We start from the raw sequence: 23898 nt of genomic DNA, 5'->3' as shown, positions 1-23898 counted from the left end.
AAAATGGCATATGAAGCAGGTAAAATAGAAAAAAAATGGCAAAAAATTTGGCAAGAAAAAGAGTATTTTGAACCAAAAGATGATTTTTCTTTGCCTAAAAAATACATTTTATCTATGTTTCCATATCCAAGTGGTAGAATTCATATGGGACATGTGAGAAATTATAGCATTGGTGATGCTATGGCTAGATATTATAGAAAAAAAGGCTTTAATGTCTTACATCCCATTGGTTTTGATAGCTTTGGTATGCCTGCTGAAAATGCTGCGATAAAACATGGCATTCACCCTAAAAAATGGACTTATGAAAATATTGACTACATGCAAAATGAGCTCGCTTCTTTAGGATTTTCTTTTTCTAAAAAAAGAATGCTTGCAACTTCTGATCCTTTATACACTAAATTTGAGCAAGAATTTTTCATTAAAATGTATGAAAAAGGATTAATTTATACCAAAGAAGCTGAAGTAAATTGGTGTGAAAATGATAAAACAGTGTTAGCTAATGAGCAGGTTGAAGATGGTAAATGTTGGCGCTGTGGGCATGAAGTTGTTCGTAAGAAAATGCCAGGATATTATGTAAAAATCACTGCCTATGCAGATGAGTTGCTGCAGGATTTAAAAAAACTTGAAGGAAAATGGCCCAATCAAGTTTTAACCATGCAAGAAAACTGGATAGGTAAAAGCACAGGACTTAGTTTTGATTTTGATCTAGAAGAAAATGATAAAGTTGATGCGGTAAAAATCAATGTATTTACTACAAGAGCTGAAACAATTTATGGTGTGTCTTATATCGCTTTGGCACCTGATCATGCAATAGTAAATGAATTAATCGAAAAAAAGCTATTAGATCAAGATGTGATTGCTAAAATTCAAAATATACAAAACCAAACCCCACGTCAAAGACAGGCTGCGGTAAAAGAAGGATATTTTTTAAATCTCCATGTTATTCATCCGCTAAGCAAAGAGAAAATTCCTTTGTGGGTAGCTAACTTTGTTTTAAGTGATTATGGTAGTGGAGCGGTTATGAGTGTGCCTGCTCATGATGAGAGAGATTATGAGTTTGCAAAAACTTATAACTTAGCTATAAAAAAAGTTATCTACAAAGACGAAAATGATGCACAATGTTATACTTTAAAAGATGGCATTTTGGTTAATAGTGGAGAATTTAACCATATTGAGTGTAATGAAGCAAGAGAAAAAATTAGTTTGAAAATTGAAGCTTTGGGTATAGGTAAAAAGGTTACTAATTTTAAAATTCGTGATTGGGGGGTTTCTAGACAAAGATACTGGGGTGCTCCTATCCCTATGATTAAGTGTAATAGCTGTGGATTGGTTCCTCAAAAGTTAGAAAATTTACCTATTACCTTACCAGAAGATGTGGTGATTAATGGTGAGGGCAATCCACTAGATAAACATGAGACATGGAAAAAGTGTGCTTGTCCAAAATGTGGTAAAGAGGCACAAAAAGAAAGTGATACCTTGGATACATTTTTTGAAAGCTCTTGGTATTTTGCGCGTTTTGCAAGCGATGATAAAACATGGCAAGAAAAAGCAGTTGATGAAAAAAGTGTTGATTATTGGATGAATGTTGATGAATATATTGGCGGGATTGAACACGCAATATTGCATTTGCTTTATGCTAGATTTTTCCAAAAAGCACTTAGAGATCTAGGATATTTAAAAGATGATGAGCCTTTTAATAGATTACTAACTCAAGGTATGGTGACAAAAGATGGCGCCAAAATGAGTAAGTCTAAGGGCAATGTGGTTGATCCAGATTATATTATAGAAAAATATGGTGCAGATAGTGCAAGATTGTTTATATTATTTGCTGCACCACCTGCTAAGGAACTTGAATGGAACGATAGTGCCTTAGAAGGTGCATTTAAATTTATTAATAGACTATATGAAAAAGCTATGAGTTTGGAAGGTGGAAAACTAGGAGAGATTGATCATCAAAGTTTAAGTAAGGATGAAAAATACGCTAGAATGAAAGTGTATGAAGCTTTGAAAAAATCTTTTGAAGTTTATGAGGAAAGCTTTGCTTTTAATACCTTAATAGCTGCTTGTATGGAAGCGCTAAATGCATTAAATGCAATCAATCACAAAGAGATCTTAAAAGAAGCTTTTTATATTATCTTAAATATTTTAGAACCTATTATCCCACATGTTTGCTTTGAGTTGAGTGAGCATTTGTTTACTTGTGAAAATTTCAAAGTATTAGAGCTTAAAAATGAAGTTTTTGTAAAAGATAGTTTTAATATCGCCATTAGTGTAAATGGTAAAAAAAGAGCGCAGATTGAGATTGCTTCAGAGGCTAATAATGAGCAGGTTTTAACCCAAGCTAAAGAAAGTGTAGCAAAATGGCTAGAAGGTAAAGAGATAATTAAAGAAATTTATATTGATAAAAAATTAGTCAATTTGGTGGTTAAATGAAAAAATACTTTGTATTTTGTTTTGCATTTTTGATCGTAGCTTGTGGATATATTCCATCATCTCAAATGGCAAGTAGGGTTTTAGGTGAAAATGTTTTTTTAAAAATCAATATCAGCAAGCAAGATCCTGGAAATAGCGTATATATCACAGATATTCTAAGAGAAGCGATGCTAAATAAGTTAGGCAGGAAAATTACAGATGAGTATAATGCTGATAGTTCCATCATAGTGACAATGAAAAAACTTGAATTTCACCCTATGGTGTATGATAAAAATGGTTATGTTGTAAACTACAAAGCGGAGCTTTATTTGGAATTTTTAATGCGTTATAAAAATGGAAAAGAAGAACTTGTTAATACCAAAGGAAGTTATAACTTTGATATCAATCCTAATTCTATCATCAGTGATCAAGCTAGATTTGAAGCGATTAAAAATGCCTCAAGTGAAGCCTTTGATGAGTTTGTTTCTATTATAGCTATTAAGGGTTATAATGCCAAGTCATATTAATGAAATTGCCAAAGAAACATTAATTAAATTAAAAGAACGTAAACTACACCCCACTCCTGAAAATTATAGCGAAGTATTTGAAGAGTGCGCTAGAAAAGCAGGGGTGATAAGTTTTAATAAAGCGAGAATAGAAAAATACACTAATCTCTTAGATGATACATACAAACAAGAGTTAAAAAGAAAAAGTATTCGTACGATTGATGAGTTTTTGATGTTTTTGGTTTCTAGACTTAATAGACAAGTAAGTAGAAAATATGAAGATGTTTATGCTTTGTTAGATTTGATTATTCAGCAATTAGGTATTAGTAAAGACAAAAAGATTAAAGAACTAGCACAAATTACCCAACATAGGCTATCTCAAGCGATGGATATAGAAACAATTTATCTTTTAAGGGCAAAATGGAAAGAGCTTGAAAAGTCTTATGAAGATGGAGAGCTTTTAAAAAAATTAGAGGAATTTAATATTCGAGCTTTTTTGGATTTTTACTCCTTAGTTGAAAGACTTATTGCTATGCTTAAAGAGCGATCTTATGAAAAACAAGCAGAACTTTTACTGCTTTCTTTGGAGCCTTTGTTTGGAGAAAGCAAAGAGTTGGAGCAATTTAGGCAGAGTTTGAAAGATAATCCTAAATTAATAGCTAGAAAAGAATTTGCACACGAGTATTGCTTGATGTTGCAAAAAAAAGAAGCCATAGATAAATACTATATACAAAAAAATCTTTCTTTTTTTAATCAGCACTTAGAAAGCTTAAATGAGATGGTTTCAAAGCTTTATAACAACAGTCAAGAAGATGTGAAATTCATTAATGCTTTAGCTAAAGATGAAAATGGTAACGTACAGGTTAATTTTGATACTTTGAAAGATAAACTTTTGTATGCTAATGAGCAAATAGCTCAAATTAAAACCCAAATTCAAGCCACTAGCGATGATGAGCAAAGAGAACAATGGAATCTTGCTCAAGAACTTAAAAAACTTGATGAAAACTATAGATTGTACGCAGTTAATTATGCGTTGTGTTTTTTCAAGGTTGATAATATTGAACATGTGATTAATACTTATGGTATTGATAGTTTTAAAACTATCAGTGTAAAGTTTAAAAAAACGCTTAAAGATTTATGTAAAAACATAGGTGAAATTTGGATTTTAGATGAAAGTTCTTATTTGATTATTTTACCAGGGAAAAATTTAGAAGAGGCGCAAATTTTTACCGAAAAAGCCTTGAAAATGATTGATGATTATAAGTTTATATATAAAGAAGAAGTGGTAAAGTTAGTCATTACATCATCTTGTATAGAAAAAAAAGAATTTCCAGATGGCGATATTTTAAAAGAGTTAATCCATAAAGCCTAAAATGAAATTACAACAAGTTCTTTCACAAAAAACAATGCATGTGCGAAAAATTAGTAGATTTTTCATGATGAGTATGTATGAAAAATACAAAGAGCATTTTGTAAAAACTAAAAACATTCAAATCATTGGAACCAATGGCAAAGGTAGCACAGGTAGATTTTTAGCTCTTTTACTTTTAAAACAAGGTTATAAGGTAGGACATTATACTAGTCCACATATTTTTGAATTTAATGAAAGATTTTGGCTCAATGGAGAGGTTGTAAGTGATGAGCTTTTGGACAAAGCTCATGAGAAACTAGAAAGCATTTTTTTAGAAGATGTAAAAAGATTAAGTTATTTTGAATATGCAACTTTTTTAGCTTTTTTTGTTTTTGAAAATTGTGATTATATTATACTAGAGGCCGGAGTAGGTGGGGAGTATGATGCTACTAGTGTGTTTGAAAGGGATTTTAGCATCTATACTAAAATAGGGTTTGATCACCAAGATTTACTAGGTAAAAATTTAGAAGAAATAGCAAGAACAAAACTAAAAGCCATGAGCGCCAATGCTTTGATTTGTTGTAATCAAGAGCCAAAGGTATTAAGTCTAGCTCAAAAAATTTCCAAGCTAAAACAAGCCCATTTATATGTAAGTTCTTGGAATAAAAATGAAATAATCAACCAATATGTGCAAGAATACATAAATAAAAATCAATTAGCGCCTTTTTTAAAAGAGAATTTATTGATGGCTTTGGAAGCTTTAGCTTTAATTTGTGCTTATGATGAGACAAAAATAATCCAAAGCATCATCTCTTTACCAAGACTTGATTTAAGAGGAAGATGTGAGCAAGTTAGCCAAAATGTATTTGTTGATGTGGGGCATAATGAGATGGCTGCTTTGGCTTTGGTTGAAATTTTCAAGGAAAAAAAAGTTCACTTAGTTTATAATTGTTTCTTAGATAAAGATTCTTATAAAATTTTAAAGGTTTTAAAGCCTATTATAAAAATAGTTGAGATTTATGAATATGAGAGTAGAGATAGACCTTTGGCAGGTTCTGTTTTGCTTGAAAATTTGGAAAAATTAAATATTGCTTATCAAAAATTTAAGGCTATAAAAAAAGATGAGTTGTATTTGGTGTTTGGATCTTTTGTATTGGTAGAAAATTTTTTAAGAGGAAATAATGAAAGATAAGTTTACTTTGACTATAACAGATGTCAATGGTTCTAGGCATTTTTTATTAAGTCAAATTATTAAAAAAGTAGTGCTTTATTTTACTTCTTTTGTTTTTATCGTTATTGTGTTGGGTGCCTTGTATATTAATTATCTAGCAGATAAGCGTTCAGAGCTCTTAAAAGAGCAAGAAGCATTATCAGCTACAAACACGAAGTTATTCTCTCAAAATGAAAGTATGCAAAAAAGTTTAGAGGAAAAAACTGCTTTATACGATGAGCTTCAAACCCAGCTTGCAGATATTGAAGATAATTTAGGTTTAAAGCAAGATGAAAGTTTGGATATACCAGAAAGATTAGAAAAGGTTAAGCTTACAAACGATCAAGCTTATTTGTTTTTAACGCAAATTCCAAATGGTCATGTGATAGAGGATAAAGGCGTTACGGGTAATTTTGGTTGGAGACATCATCCTATTTTAAATAAAAAAGAATTTCACCCAGGAATTGATTTAAGAGCCGCGTTAAAAACTCCTATTTATGCTCCTGCAAATGGGGTAGTAGAATATGCTGCTTATAGTAATAATGGCTATGGATATTCAGTGATTTTGATCCATAATTTTGGTTTTAAAACAGTTTTTGCGCATATGACACGTCAAGATGTGGTTAAAGCGGGTCAATTTGTAAAAAAAGGTGATTTACTAGGTTATACGGGAAATACCGGACTTTCAACAGGTCCGCATTTGCATTATGAGGTTAGATTTATTAATAAACTTTTAGATCCTAAAATTTTTATAGATTTAAACCGAAAGAATTATGAACAAATTTTTGAAAAAGAAAGGAGAGTTCCATGGCAATCTTTAATAAAGGCTCTATTGCTACAGTATCCGAAACTACAGTCATTTCAAACGGAGCAAAAATAGAAGGAAAATTTTACTTTGATTCTATGTTACATTTAGATGGAGAAATCACTGGAGTGGTGAATTCTTCCAATGTTATAGTTATAGGTAAAAGTGGTGTGTTAAAAGGACAAGTAAAAGCGAGTAAAATTGTTATCAATGGTGTTTTTGAAGGGGAAATGCAAGTTGATTCACTAGAAATTTTATCTGGCGGTGTGTTAAATGGTAATATCATAGTCAAGCAACTAAGTATAGAAAATGGTGGTAAATTTAATGGAAGTAGTAAGATTGTAGAAAAAGATGAAGAACTCGCTACCATTGATGTTAGTGTAGAAAATTCAGATAATGCAAGCTAAATTATACGAATACTTATTAAACAACCAGCCTGAGCTTATTGTTTGTGAAGATGATAAAGAAGCAGATGAACTAGCTCAAGTTAGTTTATTTTTGCAATTTAAAACCTTTGTTTTACCTGATTTTAGGGCTGAATTTGGTAGCGATTTACGATCTTTTTCTAAAGAGCTTTTTGAAATTTGTAAGGTTTTAAATGCTTATTATAAAGAAGATGAAAAAAAGATTTTAATTTCTCCTATTAAGACAGTTTTACAAAAATTACCAGGTCAAAAACATTTAAAAAATATCACTTTAAAAAGAAATTCATTGCTTGCTTTGGAAAAGTTTAAAGAGGAAATTTTACATAGTGGTTATGAATTTGTTGATATTGTTCAAGATAAAGGTGAAATTTCTATACGTGGAGATATTATTGATATTTTTGCGATTAACGAAGAGCAACCTTTTAGAATTTTACTTTTTTCTGATGAGGTGGAAAGTATTAGGTATTTTGATATCAATACGCAAAAGTCAATCCCCAATGAGCTTTCTATGATCGAAATTTGCCCTTTTTTAGGTGCTTTTAATCAAGAACAGTATGATAATTTACAAGAAAAAATTCAAAATTTCCAAAGCCAAAGTATTGTGAATGATATAAATTCTTTGGGTTTTTGGTGTATTGATGATTTTTGTGATTATTTAAATTTAAAATTTGTAAGCATTAAAAAATTTGATGTAAGTGATTATGAAGAAGATATTAGTAGGATAAACCAAAATATCTTACCTGAAGCAAGATTACATAAAGACTTAGTTAGTGCGTATAATCAGGATTTTTTTACTTTTCACAAAGACAAGCATATTATAGTTTTGGCAAAAAACGAAGCTTTGTTTAAAGCTTTAAATTTACAAGATACTTCTAATGTGGAGTTAAAAATTGCACAAGAAAGGGTTAATCTTATCACTCAAGATAAGTTGATCATTTCTTTGAATAAAAAAGAAAAAAGTAAAAGAATTAGAAAAGCAAGCTTAGTTATAGATGAACTTAGGGTAGGAGACTTTGTTGTTCATGAGGATTATGGTGTAGCTAAATTTCTAGGACTTGAAATCATTGCAATAGCAGGAGCTAGAAAAGAATTTGTGGCGCTTGGGTATTTAAATAACGATAAGCTTTTATTGCCTGTGGAAAATTTATACATGATTGACAAATATATCGGCGCAAGTGGTGGTATACCTTTGTTGGATAAGCTTGGCAAGGGAAGCTTTTTAAAGATCAAGGAAAGATTAAAAGAAAAACTTTTTGCTATTGCTTCTAATATTGTATCTTTAGCAGCAGCTAGAGCATTGATAAAAGCAAAAGAATTAAAAATCACTCAAGAATTACAAGATGAGTTTATAAATAAAGCAGGGTTTTTCTATACCAAAGATCAGCTTCAAGTGTGCCAAGAGATTAGTCAAGATCTGAAAAGTATGCAAGTAATGGATAGACTTTTAAGTGGCGATGTGGGTTTTGGAAAAACAGAAATCGCTATGAATGCTATTTTTACATGTGTAAAAAGTGGTTATACAGCTTTGTTTTTTGTGCCAACAACCTTGCTTTCAGCGCAGCATTTTAAAACTTTAAAGCGAAGGTTTGATCCTTTTGATATAGAGGTTTTTAAATTAGACCGTTTTACTAGCACAAAAGAAAAAAAACAAGTTTTGGCATTTTTAAAAGAAAATAAACCTTGTGTAGTAGTTGGTACACACTCGCTTTTAGGGGTTGAGTGTGAAAATTTGGGTTTAGTGGTGATAGATGAGGAACATAAATTCGGTGTAAAACAAAAAGAAAAACTTAAAGAGTTAAGTAAAAACTCGCATATCTTATCTATGTCAGCTACGCCTATACCAAGAAGTTTAAATCAAGCACTTAGCTCTTTAAAATCATACAGTGTTTTACAAACTCCTCCTGAAGATCGTTTAGATGTGCGCACCTTTGTTAGAGAAAGCAATGATGCTTTGATTAAAGAAGCTGTTTCTAGAGAATTAAGAAGAGCGGGGCAGATTTTTTATATACGTAATCATATAGCCAGTATTGAAAATTGTAAAAGATATCTTTTGGATTTATTTCCAAGTTTAAAAATTCTAATCTTGCATTCTAAAATCGATGCAAAAACAACCGAAGAAGAGATGATTAAATTTGAAAATAAAGAATATGACTTATTGCTTTGTACTTCTATAGTTGAAAGCGGTATCGATTTAGCTAATGCTAACACTATTATCGTAGAAAATTCAGATCGTTTTGGCATGGCTGATTTGCACCAGCTTAGAGGAAGGGTAGGACGTAGCGCTAAGCAGGGATATTGTTACTTTCTCATTGAAGATAAAGAAAAGATCACAAAAGATTCTTTAAAACGACTTACAAGTTTAGAAAGTAATTCTTATCTAGGTTCAGGAAGTGTGCTTGCTTATCATGATTTAGAAATTCGTGGTGGTGGAAATTTATTAGGTGTGGATCAAAGTGGACATATAGAACAAATTGGTTATAGTTTGTATCTTAAAATGTTAGAAGATGAGATTAATAAGCTAAGTAAAAAAGAAGAACTCAAAGAAAAGAAAATTGACCTAAAATTAAATATCAATGCATTTTTAAATAGTGAATATATCAGCGAAGATCGTTTAAGATTGGAGCTTTATAGAAGGTTAAGTAAATGTACGAATGTGAATGAGGTATATGAAATAGAAAGCGAAATGAATGATCGTTTTGGCAAGCCCGATATTTTCACAAAACAGTTTTTAGATCTAATCATCATAAAAATTTTAGCGAGTAAGCATTATAAGCTAGTAAGTAATTATGAACAAAATATTTGTTTTGTTAAAGATGATGAGAGCAAAGAGGTGATTAAAGCAAAAAGTAAAGATGATGATGATGTGATTGAAGCAGTATTGATGTATCTAAGAAAGAATGAAAACGTATGAGTGGGTATGAAATTTTTAAAGCCTTAATTAATGCAAATATAAAATACAAGGATTTTGAATGGCTTGAAAATAATGGTCTAAGTGAATTTGAAATTTTAGTATCTGCGGTATTAACTCAAAATACAAACTGGAAAAATGTATTAAAAGCTTTGGTAAATTTAAAACAAGCAAACATTACCACGCTAGAGGATTTACATAGATTAAATACGCAAGAAATAGCACTTTTGATCAAACCTAGTGGGTTTTATAATACTAAGGCAAAGTATATAAAAAATTTTATCCAAAAGTTTTTTCAAGATTTTGATTCTTTTGAAGATTTTAAAGTGCAAGTAGACAGAGAGTGGATTTTAAGTATTAAGGGTTTTGGTCAAGAAAGTGCTGATGGCATTTTAAATTATATTTGTAAAAAAGAATTTTTAGTTGTAGATGCATACAGCGCCAAAATCACACAGTATTTAGGGTGTGAGTATCAAAGTTATGAAGATTTGGCGGAATTTTTAAAACAAGATATAGCTAAGCATCAGCAAGAATTAAATACTTTAATAGGAAAAGAATGCAAACTTTATGAGTTGTATCAAATTTTTCATGCTTTAATTGTTTCTTTTTGTAAAACACATTTTCAAGGCAAGAAGCTATCACTAGAAGGTGCAGAAATATTAAATCCTTTAAAATTTTAATTTATTTTTTATTTATAAAAGTTATTTCTTTACAATTATAGTGTTATAATGTATTCGACTTCAAAAAAAGGAGAAGTAATGAATACAAGTATAGTTGGAAAGCAGTTTGAATTAACTGAATCAATCAAAGAGTATGTGGAAAAAAGCTTCGATACTTTAAGTAAGTATGGTTTAGATGTGATTTCTGCACGTTGTGTGATTAGCGCTGATGAAAGACATGGTAAAAAAGGATTTTGGGCTGAATTTAGTATTAATTTAGCCGGTATTAATACGGTAGTGGTTAAGCAAAAAGACAAAGATTTATACGCTGCAGTAGATTTAGCAATCGATAGAATTGCTAAAGTTTTAAGAAGATTGCATGATAAAAATATTACCCATAAGCACCAAGATGAGATCAAAGAAAATTTAGTATTACCAAGTATGATCGAAGAAGATGAGATTGTGCCTATGGAGCTTGAGTTATATAAGCCATTGGAAATTGATGAGGCGCTTGAGAAGCTTAAAGCAAGCAAGGATATATTTTTAGTTTTTAATGATATGGATGCAAAAATGAGAGTATTATTTAAGAAAAAAGATGGCAAATTCGGTTTGTTTTAAAAATCTAGCCTTTTAAAGGCTAGATGGATTAAAAGAATTTATTGAATATTTTATCAATGGCTTGATCTACTTTTTTACCTGTATTTTTAGCACCATCAGCAGTGTTTCCACTTATAGTGTTTGCTATGGACTTTATCACGCTACCAGCATCAAGGTCTACTTTTGGATTTTGTGTAGTTCCTTTGATAGTACCTTTAAAATTTGCTCTATCGATATGGATTTTAAAAGGTATGTTTAACTTAGTACTTTTTGTATCGATTTTGCCATTATTGATGTTAATATTGCTACGATCTGCTAACAAATTTAAATTTAAATCTATCAAATTTTTATTGATATTGATCTTAGCTTCGCCGTTGCGGTAAACATCTTGGGTGATGTCTTTTTGCAAAAGTAGCATTAAAGCATTTGTGATGAGATTTTTCTTTAATTGACCATCTGCTAAATTCATTAGCACTACACCACTTTCTTTTATAAGATTATAATCAATATCTAAATTAGATTTTGCTTGATAAAAATCAGGCAAATCCAAACTTTGAGCAAGATTTGATAAATCGGTATTTTGCATTTTAGCTTTAAAGATGTTATTTTTCAAAGTAGCTTCTAGTAAGCCATTAAAAATATTTTTACTGTTAATGCTTGCATCAATTAAGGCGTTTTTAAAGTTCAATTTTCCATCAAAATCAGCCTTACCTTTAAGCTTTCTATCTACTAAAAATCCAAGTTTAGAAAAATCTTGTAGTGAAATATTATAAGTACTTGTTAGGATCATTTGGTTGAGATCAAACTTTCCTTTAAAAGAATTGATGTTTGCAAAAGAACTTAATGCATTAGCATTAAAGTCAATAATTGATTGAGTAATTTTTCCATCAAGGTTGATTTTTGCTGAAGTATTTTTTGGAAATTTTTTCTCTAAAAGTTTAGATAATTCCACTTCGTTAAATGCAGCATTGATATTTGCATTAAAATTACCATTAATGTTGTTTAAATCTAGCGAATTTAGATCAACATTTGCGTGAACATCGCCATAGGCTAGAATTTTTTGTCCAATTAAAGGAAAAAGTTGTTCTAGTTTTATGTTGTTGATTTTTGCTTGTAAACTTTTACCATTAGACTTAGCATGAATGATGCCTTGCATGATTTTTATATTTGCATCAAGATTTTGAATTTGATTTGCCTTGAGATCTATTTTAGCATCTAAGTTAAAGGGGCCATTAAGATCTTGCTTTGTGAGAGTTTTTAGTTTGTTTAGATTGTCTATAAAGGCACTTACTTGAGCTTTAAGATCTTGATTGGTAAGATTGTAAGAGCCTTTAAGTTGAGAAATTTTAACAATATTTGAATCCAATAAAGCTTCATAATCTATAAGAGAATTTTTTGAAATAGCTTTAGCTTGTAAAGTAAAGCTTGCTTTTGGAAAATCTAAATTGCTTAATTTTTTAAATTCCAAAGTATTGATATTTGCCTTATTTAAATGAGTATTTATGGTGAAATTTTTAAAATCAAGCCCTTGAGCTTTTAGATCGAAAATTAATTTCGAATCAACGAAAGCAGGTAGGGAGATAGTTTTTAAAATTTCTGCTATTTGTAAATCATTGGTGCTGATATGGAGTGCATTGTTATTTAAATTAGCTTTTAAACTACCGCCAAAGCCAAGCATTTTTGCATCAAGTTTTTGCAATTGGTTATTAGCAAAAAGTAAATTCCCTTGAATATGACTTTTACCTTGTAATTTCATTTTGGCTAGAGTTGAAAATTGATTTAAGTCATCTAATTTGATATCAAAATCACTGTTTAGGCTTTGTTTTTGAATATCATAAATACTTTTTTGTGTGTGAAATTGGAAAAAATTACTCAAAATTTCACTTTTTGCAATTAATTCATTTTCTTGGATTAAAGATCTAATTTCACCTTTGATGTAGCTGTGTTTTGGTAAAGTTAGATTAAAATCTTTTTCAATTAGACTGTGGTTGATAGAGTTGGTATAAAAATAAATCAAAGCATTGCCATTTGGTTTGAAGTCTTTAGCTTGTATATCGCTTATGATGCTGATTTTTCCCTGAGCGTATCTTGGAAGATTAGCAAAATCTAAAATTTGCCCAAGATCAATATCTTTACCTGTAAATTCAAGGTTTAATGGAGAGTAGTTTACGATTTTTGCATCCAAGCTAAGATTAGAATCAAATAAAAATCCATTTCCGTTGATGGTAAAATCGCTACTTTTACCAAGGATATTGCCTTTAAAAGTAAAATCACCATTATTCTTCAAGCCTAGTTTTTGGATGTAGTTTTGTTTTAAACCCAAAAGATAATTTAAATCAAAACCCAAACTTAAAGGAGCGATTTTTCCATCAACATTGGCAAAAAAATGATTGTCGATGTTAGCTTTAATGTTGAGCTGGGAAAAGCCAATGCTGAAAGTTTCAAACTTTACATTCATGCCGCTTTTTTGTGCGATAATCGCTTCTATTTTAGGTTTTAAGAAAGCATTTCCTGTGCTTGTAAAAAGTAGCACATAAGCACTAAGGATTATGATAGATAAGATACCTAAAATAATATAGAGAATTTTTTTCATGATAAACCTTTATTGATAATATATCATATAAGTTTAGTTTAGTTGACTAAACTTATATGATATAAATCACTTAATTTATTGACAATTAACTTTCTTTTTTGTATAATTCTATCACTCAAAAATAAAGAGTGCTAAAAATGGCACATTTTAGAAAGGATACAAAATGAATTTTCAACCTCTAGGAAAGCGTATTTTAGTAAAACGCTTAGAAGAAATGAAAACTACTGCTTCTGGGATTATTATACCAGATAATGCTAAAGAAAAACCATTAAATGGTGAAGTTGTTGCAGTGAGCAAAGAAGTAGAAGATATCAAAGTAAGCGATAAAGTAATGTTTGCAAAATATGGTGGAACAGAGATTAAGCTTGATAATGAAGAGTATTTAGTTCTTAATATTGAAGATGTTTTAGGGATTATTAAATAAAAAAAGGATAGAAAATGGCAAAAGAAATATTTTTTTCAGATGAAGCAAGAAACAAACTTTATGAAGGCGTTAAAAAACTAAATGATGCAGTAAAAGTGACTATGGGGCCACGTGGTCGCAATGTATTGATCCAAAAAAGTTTTGGTGCTCCAACTATCACAAAAGACGGTGTAAGTGTAGCTAAAGAAGTAGAATTGAAAGATTCTTTAGAGAACATGGGTGCTTCTTTGGTAAGAGAGGTAGCTAGCAAAACTGCTGATCAAGCGGGCGATGGAACAACAACTGCAACAGTTTTAGCACATGCGATTTTCAAAGAAGGTTTAAGAAATATCACAGCTGGTGCTAATCCAATCGAAGTTAAAAGAGGTATGGATAAAGCTTGCGAAGCAATTGTTGCGGAGTTAAAAAAACTTTCTCGTGAGGTTAAAGATAAAAAAGAAATCGCTCAAGTTGCAACAATTTCTGCAAATTCAGATGAAAAAATCGGAAATTTAATTGCTGATGCTATGGAAAAAGTGGGAAAAGATGGTGTAATTACCGTTGAAGAAGCAAAATCAATTAATGATGAATTAAATGTAGTAGAAGGTATGCAATTTGATAGAGGTTATTTAAGCCCGTATTTCATCACGAACACTGAAAAAATGACAGTTGAATTACAAAGTCCATTTATTTTATTGTTTGATAAAAAAATTGCTAACTTAAAAGATTTGCTACCAATTTTAGAGCAAATTCAAAAAACAGGAAAACCACTTTTAATTATTGCTGAAGATATTGAAGGTGAAGCTTTAGCAACTTTAGTGGTAAATAAATTAAGAGGTGTTTTAAATATTTCAGCGGTTAAGGCTCCTGGCTTTGGCGATAGAAGAAAAGCTATGCTTGAAGATATTGCTATCTTAACAGGTGGTGAAGTGATTTCTGAAGAGCTTGGAAGAACTTTAGAAAGTGCTAGTATTCAAGATCTAGGTCAAGCTTCAAGCGTGATCATTGATAAAGATAATACAACTATTGTAAATGGTGCAGGTGAGAAAGCAAATATTGATGCAAGAATCAACCAAATTAAAGCACAAATTGCTGAAACAAGTTCAGATTATGATAGAGAAAAATTACAAGAAAGACTAGCTAAATTAAGTGGTGGGGTTGCAGTGATTAAAGTTGGTGCTGCCACTGAAACTGAAATGAAAGAGAAAAAAGACAGAGTTGATGATGCATTAAGTGCTACAAAAGCTGCAGTTGAAGAAGGTATAGTAATAGGCGGTGGTGCTGCATTAATCAAAGCAAAATCAAAAATCAGTTTAAATCTACAAGGTGATGAGGCTATTGGTGCAGCTATCGTAGAAAGAGCTTTAAGAGCACCTTTAAGACAAATTGCAGAAAATGCAGGTTTTGATGCTGGTGTGGTAGTAAACACTGTAGAAAATAGCAAAGAAGAAAACGTGGGCTTTGATGCTGCAAAAGGCGAATATGTAAATATGCTTGAAAGTGGTATTATTGATCCGGTTAAAGTAGAAAGAGTGGCGTTATTGAATGCTGTTTCAGTAGCTAGTATGCTTTTGACAACTGAAGCTACAATCAGTGAAATTAAAGAAGATAAACCTGCTATGCCTGATATGAGTGGTATGGGCGGAATGGGAGGCATGGGCGGTATGATGTAATACCGACCCTATGCTTTAAACTTCTTTTTTGAGTTGCAAATTGCAACTCATCTTCTTTTTCTTCTCATTATCTTTTCGGTTTTGTTATAATACAATGTAAAACAAATAAGGATTTTGCATGAAAAACTTACAAGAAAAGCAATTTGGTAGTTCAAAATACATTAAACCCAAAAGATATACTTATATAGGTAAAGATGATAAACAATATACTTGGGATTTTATAGAGGCAATGGATAGTGTTTCTATTTTTTTATATCATCATCAAAAAGATGCCTTTGTTTTTGTTAAGCAGTTTAGAATTCCTTTGTGGGATTATCAAAAACGCAATCATTTGCAAGTAGATGAAATGGGCTTTAGTATAGAGCTTTGTTCAGGACTTGTAGATAAGCACTTGAGTATTGAGGATATTGCAAAGGAAGAGTGTATAGAAGAGTTAGGATATGCACCTAAAACACTTGAAAAAATAGGGGAGTTTTACACTGGGTTTGGCTCTGGAGTGAGTAGGCAATTTTTATTTTATGCAAGTATAGATGAAAATGACAAAATAAATAGTGGTGGTGGTATCGATGGAGAAGAAATCCAAGCGGTATGGATTAAAAGAAATAAATTTGAACAATTTTGTGAGAAAAATCCTATAAGAACTCCATTGCTTGAATATGCGTATTTGTGGTTTAAAGGTAAGAAGTAATCTTACCTTTATTTATCTTCCTTGTTTTCGATGTTTGGATCTTTCTCATCAAGCATTTCTTTAAAGATTACAAATAAATCTTCAGAAGCTCTTTCAGCGTTATTACATTTGTCTAAAATTTGATTTTGCACCAAATGATTGCCAGTGTCTTCATCATGTGCTAGTTTGATTGCTTGGTTGATGTTTTCATGCACTTTTTGGTGCGGTAAATTTAGCTTTCCAAAAGCTCTTCCATCTGAAAATCTTTCTTTGCCAACACCCGCAATCCATTTAGCAAGTCTACAACTTAAGTGATCAGAAAGCGTTTTTCCTGATGCATGAATGATTTCATTATAACCGTTTAGTTTAAATGCAACATGGTCTAATTTTGCAAGTGAAACGAAAATTTCTGAAGCAATACGCGTAGCATGAGAGCTAGTTGAGTTTGCATTAGAGATGAGTTGTGTAAATTTACTCGAAAATTGCACGATGTGTTCATTTGACTCAAGTGAAACTTTTTCTACTTGCTCACTTTGTCCATACATTTCATCAGCATTTTGTTTGAGTAAGTTGATGTTTAGTTCAACTTCAGAAGTTGCTTTTTGAGTTTTTTCTGCAAGTTTTCTAACTTCATCAGCAACTACAGCAAACCCTCTACCATGTTCACCTGCACGTGCAGCTTCAATAGCAGCATTTAATGCTAAAAGATTGGTTTGGTCTGATACATCTTTAATGAGATTGATTACATTGGTAATCTCATCAACGCTACGATGTAAATTTCCGGCAGTATCTCTTGAGCGATTAGCTGATTCGATAATGCTTTGTAGTGAAGATATGATTGATTGAGTGATGGAATTTAACTCTTGCATATCCTCTAAAGAAGAATCTGAATACTGAGAAATCATTTCAGCTTTATTTACATTTTCTTGCATGTCACCTTGAACATTGGCAATGCCTTTTAAAACTCCAGCTAAAAGTATTTCTAAAAGATGAGTTTCGAGTTCAGTTTTTCCGGTGTCTACTTCGATTTTTTTCTCATATTTTTCGATTAATTCTTGTTTTTCTAAAAGGAGTTTTTCATTTTCTTCTTTTAGTTTTTTGATTTCATGTTCTAAAGCTTCAAGATCTTTTTGTGATTGATTTTTTTTCCCAAACATATATTATCCTTAAAAAGTAAAAATTTAACAGAAAGACTATTTTTTGTAATTTGACAAATAAGTATTTAATTCATCTTTCAGTCTTAATTTTTCTTTTTTTAGGTTTGCAACTTCTAAGCTATCTAGGTGAATCCTACCTTCTTCGGCATCTTTGATTTTGTGGTCTAATGCATTATGCTCTTCAAAAAGTTTGTCAAAATGCATATCTTTGCCTTTTAATTCAGTAATTAAATCCCTAAATTCGTGTAGCATATAAGCCTCCTTTTTTTAAATTATCAATTCATTATAACTTAAAAAAAGTTAAATATATTTTAACTCATCGGGTTTTTGTTTGTTCTTAATGATCTTCTTAGCTATTTTGATACTATCTGCTGTACCTACAATAAGCAATGTCGCGCCCGTGCTGATTAGTGTTTCACCTCTTGGCATTGGAGTGAATTTTTTATTTTCTATAATTCCAACAATACTCACATTTGCCATATCTCTTAGGTGAATTTCTTTTAATCTTTTAAATCTTACCCAAGATTCATCAGGTATTTTAATTTCTTCTAGATCAATGGGACTATTTTTTTTATAAAGATAGTTTTCTAATAAATTTTCCATATCCGGTCTTGCTGACATGGCGCTAAGTCTTTGTGCGACTAGTTTTGTCGCAGAAACGATGGAATTTGCTCCTAGTTTTTTGAGTTTTTCGGTTTCATCTTCGTTGCTTGAACTAGCTAGTATAAAATAAGGATTAATTCTTTGTAGTTCTTTTTCAAATAATCTTACAGAAGCAATGATGGCAATATTATCTGCTATATTACTACTAAGTGTTATAACGCCTTTTGCGCTAGAGAGATTACTTTTTAAAAAGGCCAAGTTTGTATGAGGCGCACTTTCTATATAGTAAGGATAGTTGTATTTTTCAGCGATTTCGCTAAAATTTTCAACATCATCTACCACAACAAAAGGAATGTGGTTTTCTCTAAATTGCTGAGCTAGTTCTATAGTAAAATCATTATGGTAGCATATTACAAAATGATTTTTTAATCTTGCAACTTTATGAAGCATTCTTCTTTCCTTGATGATTTTAGATAAGACGCCTTTTTTTACTATTTCTATTACCAAGCCCATGCAAAAAGTAAAGATTGTAAAGGTAAGTAATACATATATAACGGTAAAAATTCTACCTGCGGTTGGTATGGGATTGACTTCGGTGTAACCAAGAGTGGTGAAAGTCATACCAGCTTGATAAATAGCATCGTTAAGGTTGAAATTACTTGTGAGCATATACCCAAAAGCCCCGATTAAAGTCATCATTACAACAGCAATAAGCGGGATTCTTAAAAATTTAAGTTGCTCGTAAAGCTCGTCGTTGAGATTAATAGAGGGTTTGGGAGAAGGAGACCAATTGAGGAATTTTTGTAGCTTTTTTAAAAAAGACATTAGAATTCCTCGTTTACATTAAGGATTACTTGCTACTTTGTTTTTTAAGTGTTCTTAAAGTTGAAGCAGCAACTCTAACTTTTCTAGTTGTTCCATCTTCTAAAGTAATGCGAACTGTTCTTAAATTTGGCAAAAAGCGTCTTTTTGTTTTATTGTTAGCATGGCTAACATTATTACCTACCATAGGTCCTTTTCCTGTAATTTGGCAAATTCTTGACATACACTTTCCTTATGAAATAAAAATAATTTTTTGCATTATATCTAAAACAAGCTTAAAAAATTCAAATATTGTTAAAAATACCTAAAGAAAATTTGATATTAAGTATGATAAAATTATTTTTTAATTTTATTGGAGATATTAAAATGTATGTAGCGCCGAGTTTATTGTCTGCAAATTTTTTAAATTTAGAAAAAGATATTAAGGAAGTGTGTGAAGCAGGGGCTGATTTATTACATATTGATGTAATGGATGGCCATTTTGTGCCAAATTTGACTTTTGGACCTTGTGTGGTTGAAAATATATCAAAAATCACTTCTGTTCCTTTAGATGTGCATTTAATGGTGCATAATGTAAGTAGCTTTGTGGACTTGTTTATCCCAATAAAGCCAAAATTTATTAGCTTTCATGCAGAGGCTGAAAATCATCCTATTAGAGTTTGTGAGTTTATAAGAAAAAACGGTATTCATCCTGCAATTGTTTTGAATCCACACACTCCTGTTTCAAGTATAGAGCATATTTTAGAATTTGTTGACATGGTGCTTTTAATGAGTGTTAATCCAGGTTTTGGCGGGCAAAGCTTTTTGCCGTTAGTGTATGATAAAATTCGCCAATTAAGAGAAATGATAGATAGAAAAAATTTAAAAGTTTTTATAGAAGTTGATGGTGGGGTAAATGGTTTAAATGCGCCTGATTTAGATGAAGCAGGAGCGGATATTTTAGTCGCTGGTAGTTATATTTTTTCTTCACAAGATAAAAAAACAGCAATCAACTCTTTAAAGCTTGAATTTTGAGTCAACAGCAAATCGATGATTTAATCATCAAGTTAAGCAAAGAAAACAAACCTTTTCCTTGGGTTTTAAAAGAACTTGAGAAAATAGAAGAATTAAAACACTATGATTTTGATTTATATCTTTTTGAGCTTTTAGGATTAGGGGTGGAACTTAATGCGCAAAATTGTCTGTGTTTGAAAACAAAAAATACAAAAATCAAAAATGAAATATTTTGCGTGGTAGATATTGAAAGTACAGGTGGGATAAAAAGCGGTCAAATTTTAGAAATTGGAGCGGTAAAAATTCAAAATTTTAAAGAAATTGATAGATTTGAAAGTTTTATTAAGGTTGAATTTATACCTGAAAACATTACCGAGTTAACCGGGATTAGTTTGGATATGGTTGAAAATGCTCCTAGTTTAAAATCTGTGTTGAATGATTTTAAGTTGTTTTTAAAAGATAGTATTTTTGTTGCACATAATGTACGTTTTGATTATCATTTTATATCTAAGGCTATGTGTGAAAACGACCTTGGTGTGCTTTTAAATAGAAGATTATGTACAATTGATTTAGCTAAAAAATGTATTGAAAGTCCTAAATATGGCCTTGATGCGCTAAAAGAATTATTGTGCATTGAAAGTAAACATCATAGAGCCTTAAGTGATGCTTTGGCCGCGAGTGAAATTTTAAAATACTGTCTTAAAAAAATTCCTTTTTATATTAAAAGCTCTGAAGAATTGTTACATTTTAGCAAGCAAGCAAAAAATCAATGTAAAAAATAAAATTTATTTTGGATTTGTTGTTATACTGCTTTTTGCATAAATGACGGGAGCTTGTGATACAGGCTGAGAGTAAGCTAAAAGCTTAGACCGCACCAGAACTAGGTAATGCTAGCGTTGGGATAATTTATCAACTACTCACATACCCTTCATTTATCCAAATTTTATTTTAAGGATAAATTTCAATGAAAACTCAAATGTCTTATGCAAAAGAAGGAATTTTCACAAAACAAATGCAGATTGTGGCGCAAAAAGAACAAGTAAGTGAAGTTTTTTTGCTTGAAAATATTGCATGCGGAAAGATTATCATTCCTGCTAATATTAATCACAAAGCATTAGATCCAAATGGTATTGGTTTTGGGCTTAAAACTAAAGTAAATGTTAATCTAGGTGTTTCAAATGACTGTGTAGATTATAGTGAAGAAATGAAAAAGGTAGAGTTGGCTCATAAGTTTAATATTGAAGCTATTATGGATTTGAGTAATTATGGTAAAACTAGTCGTTTTAGAGATGAGTTGATTGCTACTTCAAAAGCCATGATAGGAACTGTGCCAGTGTATGATGCGGTAGGTTTTTTAGAGAAAGATTTAAAAGATATTAAAGCAAAGGATTTTTTAGATGTGGTATATCATCACGCTAAGAGCGGGGTTGATTTTATGACTATTCACGCAGGGATTAACTCTCAAGCAGCTAGGGTGTTTAAAGAATGCCATAGGATTACCAATATAGTTTCAAGAGGAGGTTCAGTTCTTTATGCTTGGATGCAAATGAACAATGCTGAAAATCCATTTTATGAGTATTTTGATGATTTGCTTGCTATTTGTAAAGAATTTGATGTGACGCTTTCTTTAGGTGATGCTTTAAGACCTGGCTGTACACATGATGCAAGTGATGGAGCACAAATTGCTGAATTAATAGAGCTTTCATTGCTTACCAAAAGAGCATGGGAGCAAGATGTCCAAGTGATGATAGAAGGGCCTGGTCATATGGCTATTAATGAAATAGAAGCAAATATGCAATTAGAAAAAAGAATATGCCATGGCGCGCCATTTTATGTTTTAGGGCCTTTAGTAACAGATATAGGCGCTGGGTATGATCACATCAGCGGGGCTATTGGCGGGGCTGTGGCTGCTGCAGCTGGTGCGGATATACTTTGCTATGTTACACCTGCTGAGCATTTAAGACTCCCAAATTTAGAAGATGTAAGAGATGGTATAGTTGCTACTAAAATTGCAGCCCACGCAGGAGATATTGCAAAGTTGCCAAAAGAAAGAAAAATAGATGATGCAATGAGTAAAGCTAGACAAGATATTGATTGGGAGAAAATGTTTAAATTAGCAATCGATGGAGAAAAAGCAAAAAGAATGTTTAATGAAAGAAGGCCTGAAGAGCTTAATTCTTGCTCAATGTGTGGAAAAATGTGTGCGATGAATACTATGAATCAAATTTTAAAAGGCGAAGATGTAAGTTTGGTAAAATCTTAAGCCCTCTAAAAGAGGGCTTAGGTGATTAATCTATTGCTTTATAGTTATAAGGTTTTAGATTTTTATCATCTTCAAGAAGTTTTGCAGGTGGGTTGCCATTTACTTCTTGGTGTTTATAGTAGCGATCTCCAGCTTTATTGCCATTTAAGTCTATTTTATAGCGAATTTCACCTGGGTTAAATTTTTGGATATCTTCAAAACCTAAATTTGAAGTTTTGAAATCTTTAATACCGTTCTTAGCTGCAATTTCTACTAGTTTTACTTGTCCTTGTCTTGACATATCAACTGACTGTAAAAGCATTCTTGAAGCTTCTCTAGGATTATGGAAACCTGTTGAATTTTCTGCACCAACAAAGTCTGCTCTTATTTGAGATTTTCTGTGAAGCTCTAATACTTCTTTTAATTCGGCTGAAATTTTAGCATCATCTGCCTTACCATCGGTTTGGAATTTAGGCATTTTGCCAAGTTCTGTACGAATGACTTCTACATCTTTGATTAAACTTACTAAAGAGTATTCAGCTGTTCTTAAATCGTGTGCTACTGAATTTTGGATATCTTTAACTTGTTTAGCTAAATAACCCTCACTTTGTGTATGGCAAGTTTTACAAGCTGAGTTAATGTCAACTAGTGGCGATGTGATATTGTGATTAGTCACTTTTTTTGCGCCTTTTCTGATATAAGGCATGTGACAATCTGCACAACTTACACCATTTGCAGCATGTACGCCACCGCTATAAAGTTCGCTTTCTGGGTGCTGAATTTTTAGCATAGGTGCTTTAGTGATTTTATGAATCCAATCACTTGGGAAATTTTCTCTATTTTTTTCATAATAATCATCAAACATTTCTATTCTAAATGGTTCACCTTTTTTCCACTCACTCCAAGGAAATGCTAGTTCTATTCCATCTACTTCGATTTGAGTTGCTTGGTTTCCATCTCTCCAAGAATCAAACTCATCATAGGTTTTTTGAGTGCCATTCCACCATTTTTTAGAACTATCATTGGCTATACTTTCGCCGATAGTTTTTACTTTAGTACCGGTTGGTTTAAAGTAGTATTCAACGTGACATTGAGAGCATACAAGAGTTCTCATCTCGCTTCTTGAAGCTTTCACACCTTGTTTTTCATCTGCTTCATAACCTCTTGAAATGAGCGCATTGATTAAAGCTGGTCTTGTAAGTCTTAAACTCATATCTGTAGGATTGTGACAGTCTGCGCAAGTAACACCCATTCTTTTCCCACCATGTGGCCCACTATGTTCAGGTGAATTTTCTTTAGCGCCATTTACCGCAGGAATGGTTTTAATCATAGTCCAATATTTTGCAGAGTTAAATGCAACCCAATCTTCTTTTGCTGTATTTTTTAAAAGCCAAGGAGTCCATCCGCTATGGCAATTTATACATGCTGTTGGCTGACCGCCAAATCCCGCAAAACCGTGTGCGTTTAAGAAATCTTTGTTGTTTCTAGCAGTATCCATTTGATCAACTTGAACCCAAAAATGACCTCTTTCTTCATTTGCGTCAATACTAAATGGATATCCAGCCCAAAGAATAGTAAGTTGTGGATAGCGGATTAATTTTGAGTAAGCTAAGTTTCCACCAAATTCTGTTGCGTTAGGTGTTTGTTTTTCTACTGCTGTATGCATATCTAAATAATCAGGAAAATTCTTTCCCCAATAGTCAAAAGTAGGATTTTCATCACCAAGTTTTACAATCTCTTGAGAGATGATTCCGCCTACTGAATCATTTGTTTTAGCTGTGATGTCTTGGTTTAACCACAGCACGCCTGCAATTGCTACTATAGTAGCACCAATAGCACTATATAAAATGCCTTTGTTATTCATTGAATACT

General features: G+C 31.6%; 21 protein-coding genes, 1 pseudogene and 1 riboswitch. Of the genes and pseudogenes, 15 read left to right on the top strand and 7 right to left on the bottom strand.

Annotated features, from left to right (window positions below):
• The first annotated feature begins 3 nt into the window (after positions 1–3).
• The 9 genes from leuS (at position 4) to hpf (ending at position 10894) form a co-directional block, all read left to right on the top strand.
• Complete coding sequence (leuS, locus tag A0083_RS05460; RefSeq protein ID WP_197552660.1) at positions 4–2433, top strand: leucine--tRNA ligase; 2430 nt, start codon at positions 4–6, stop codon at positions 2431–2433.
• Positions 2430–2939: an LPS assembly lipoprotein LptE gene (lptE, locus tag A0083_RS05455; RefSeq protein ID WP_120760432.1), complete on the top strand. Its 510-nt coding sequence runs from the start codon at positions 2430–2432 to the stop codon at positions 2937–2939. The genes leuS and lptE overlap by 4 nt, the downstream gene beginning before the upstream one ends.
• The gene (locus A0083_RS05450; RefSeq protein WP_043019986.1) at positions 2923–4290 is read left to right on the top strand and encodes a hypothetical protein; all 1368 of its coding nucleotides are present in this window, start codon (positions 2923–2925) and stop codon (positions 4288–4290) included. The genes lptE and A0083_RS05450 overlap by 17 nt, the downstream gene beginning before the upstream one ends.
• A 1-nt stretch (position 4291) precedes the next feature.
• Entirely contained in the window at positions 4292–5461 is a 1170-nt protein-coding gene (locus A0083_RS05445; RefSeq protein ID WP_197552658.1) for a Mur ligase family protein, read from the top strand.
• Complete coding sequence (locus A0083_RS05440) at positions 5448–6359, top strand: M23 family metallopeptidase (protein WP_232087586.1); 912 nt, start codon at positions 5448–5450, stop codon at positions 6357–6359. Before A0083_RS05445 ends, A0083_RS05440 begins: the two co-directional genes overlap by 14 nt.
• The gene (locus A0083_RS05435) at positions 6287–6691 is read left to right on the top strand and encodes a bactofilin family protein (protein WP_120760425.1); all 405 of its coding nucleotides are present in this window, start codon (positions 6287–6289) and stop codon (positions 6689–6691) included. Before A0083_RS05440 ends, A0083_RS05435 begins: the two co-directional genes overlap by 73 nt.
• Positions 6681–9620, top strand: a complete 2940-nt coding sequence (locus A0083_RS05430; RefSeq protein ID WP_197552656.1) for a DEAD/DEAH box helicase — start codon at positions 6681–6683, stop codon at positions 9618–9620. Before A0083_RS05435 ends, A0083_RS05430 begins: the two co-directional genes overlap by 11 nt.
• Positions 9617–10297, top strand: coding sequence for an endonuclease III domain-containing protein (locus tag A0083_RS05425; protein WP_197552654.1), 681 nt, complete (start codon positions 9617–9619; stop codon positions 10295–10297). The genes A0083_RS05430 and A0083_RS05425 overlap by 4 nt, the downstream gene beginning before the upstream one ends.
• A gap of 78 nt (positions 10298–10375) precedes the next feature.
• Complete coding sequence (gene hpf, locus A0083_RS05420) at positions 10376–10894, top strand: ribosome hibernation-promoting factor, HPF/YfiA family (RefSeq protein WP_197552652.1); 519 nt, start codon at positions 10376–10378, stop codon at positions 10892–10894.
• 28 nt (positions 10895–10922) lie between these two features.
• On the opposite strand, the gene A0083_RS05415 is transcribed toward hpf, so the two are convergent.
• On the bottom strand, positions 10923–13466 hold the full coding sequence (locus A0083_RS05415) for a hypothetical protein (RefSeq protein ID WP_197552650.1): 2544 nt from the start codon (positions 13464–13466) through the stop codon (positions 10923–10925).
• A 163-nt stretch (positions 13467–13629) separates the two neighbouring features.
• On the opposite strand from A0083_RS05415, the gene groES reads away from it, so the two are divergent.
• The 3 genes from groES to A0083_RS05400 all read left to right on the top strand — a co-directional run bounded on the left by groES (position 13630) and on the right by A0083_RS05400 (position 16230).
• Positions 13630–13890 carry a co-chaperone GroES gene (groES, locus tag A0083_RS05410; RefSeq protein WP_120760416.1) on the top strand — a complete coding sequence of 87 codons (261 nt, stop codon included), beginning with the start codon at positions 13630–13632 and terminating at the stop codon, positions 13888–13890.
• A 14-nt stretch (positions 13891–13904) separates the two neighbouring features.
• Positions 13905–15542 (top strand): chaperonin GroEL, encoded by a 1638-nt coding sequence (groL, locus tag A0083_RS05405; protein WP_197552648.1) that lies wholly within the window; start codon positions 13905–13907, stop codon positions 15540–15542.
• Positions 15543–15660: 118 nt separating this feature from the next.
• On the top strand, positions 15661–16230 hold the full coding sequence (locus A0083_RS05400) for an NUDIX domain-containing protein (protein ID WP_197552646.1): 570 nt from the start codon (positions 15661–15663) through the stop codon (positions 16228–16230).
• Between the two features lie 8 nt (positions 16231–16238).
• Here A0083_RS05400 and A0083_RS08305 read toward each other — a convergent pair whose 3' ends face one another.
• The 5 genes and pseudogenes from A0083_RS08305 to rpmB all read right to left on the bottom strand — a co-directional run bounded on the left by A0083_RS08305 (position 16239) and on the right by rpmB (position 19014).
• Positions 16239–16697, bottom strand: a complete 459-nt coding sequence (locus A0083_RS08305; protein WP_442861590.1) for a CZB domain-containing protein — start codon at positions 16695–16697, stop codon at positions 16239–16241.
• Positions 16677–16976: pseudogene (locus tag A0083_RS08300) on the bottom strand (methyl-accepting chemotaxis protein); the annotation flags it as partial. The pseudogene A0083_RS08300 and the gene A0083_RS08305, both read right to left, overlap by 21 nt.
• Before the next feature lie 426 nt (positions 16977–17402).
• Positions 17403–17618, bottom strand: a complete 216-nt coding sequence (locus A0083_RS05390; RefSeq protein WP_120760410.1) for a YdcH family protein — start codon at positions 17616–17618, stop codon at positions 17403–17405.
• Positions 17619–17666: 48 nt separating this feature from the next.
• Positions 17667–18794, bottom strand: a complete 1128-nt coding sequence (locus tag A0083_RS05385) for a potassium channel family protein (protein ID WP_120760408.1) — start codon at positions 18792–18794, stop codon at positions 17667–17669.
• 25 nt (positions 18795–18819) lie between these two features.
• Complete coding sequence (gene rpmB, locus A0083_RS05380) at positions 18820–19014, bottom strand: 50S ribosomal protein L28 (protein ID WP_012661734.1); 195 nt, start codon at positions 19012–19014, stop codon at positions 18820–18822.
• A gap of 143 nt (positions 19015–19157) precedes the next feature.
• Between rpmB and rpe the strand changes: the two genes are divergently transcribed.
• From rpe to thiC, 3 genes are all read left to right on the top strand, one after another.
• Complete coding sequence (rpe, locus tag A0083_RS05375; protein WP_197554572.1) at positions 19158–19805, top strand: ribulose-phosphate 3-epimerase; 648 nt, start codon at positions 19158–19160, stop codon at positions 19803–19805.
• Complete coding sequence (locus A0083_RS05370; RefSeq protein ID WP_197552644.1) at positions 19802–20566, top strand: 3'-5' exonuclease; 765 nt, start codon at positions 19802–19804, stop codon at positions 20564–20566. Before rpe ends, A0083_RS05370 begins: the two co-directional genes overlap by 4 nt.
• 33 nt (positions 20567–20599) lie before the next feature.
• Positions 20600–20703, top strand: a riboswitch (TPP riboswitch).
• Positions 20704–20748: 45 nt separating this feature from the next.
• Entirely contained in the window at positions 20749–22047 is a 1299-nt protein-coding gene (gene thiC / locus A0083_RS05365; RefSeq protein ID WP_197552642.1) for a phosphomethylpyrimidine synthase ThiC, read from the top strand.
• 25 nt (positions 22048–22072) lie between these two features.
• Here the strand turns inward: thiC and A0083_RS05360 are convergent, their stop codons facing one another.
• Positions 22073–23890: an ammonia-forming cytochrome c nitrite reductase subunit c552 gene (locus tag A0083_RS05360; RefSeq protein WP_197552640.1), complete on the bottom strand. Its 1818-nt coding sequence runs from the start codon at positions 23888–23890 to the stop codon at positions 22073–22075.
• Between the last annotated feature and the right edge of the window lie 8 nt (positions 23891–23898).

Origin of the sequence: Campylobacter sp. 2014D-0216 (assembly GCF_014931215.1) — a bacterium.
Classification (GTDB): domain Bacteria; phylum Campylobacterota; class Campylobacteria; order Campylobacterales; family Campylobacteraceae; genus Campylobacter_D.
Note: the sequence above shows the minus strand (reverse complement) of the source record. Positions and strands in the feature narration are given on the sequence as shown.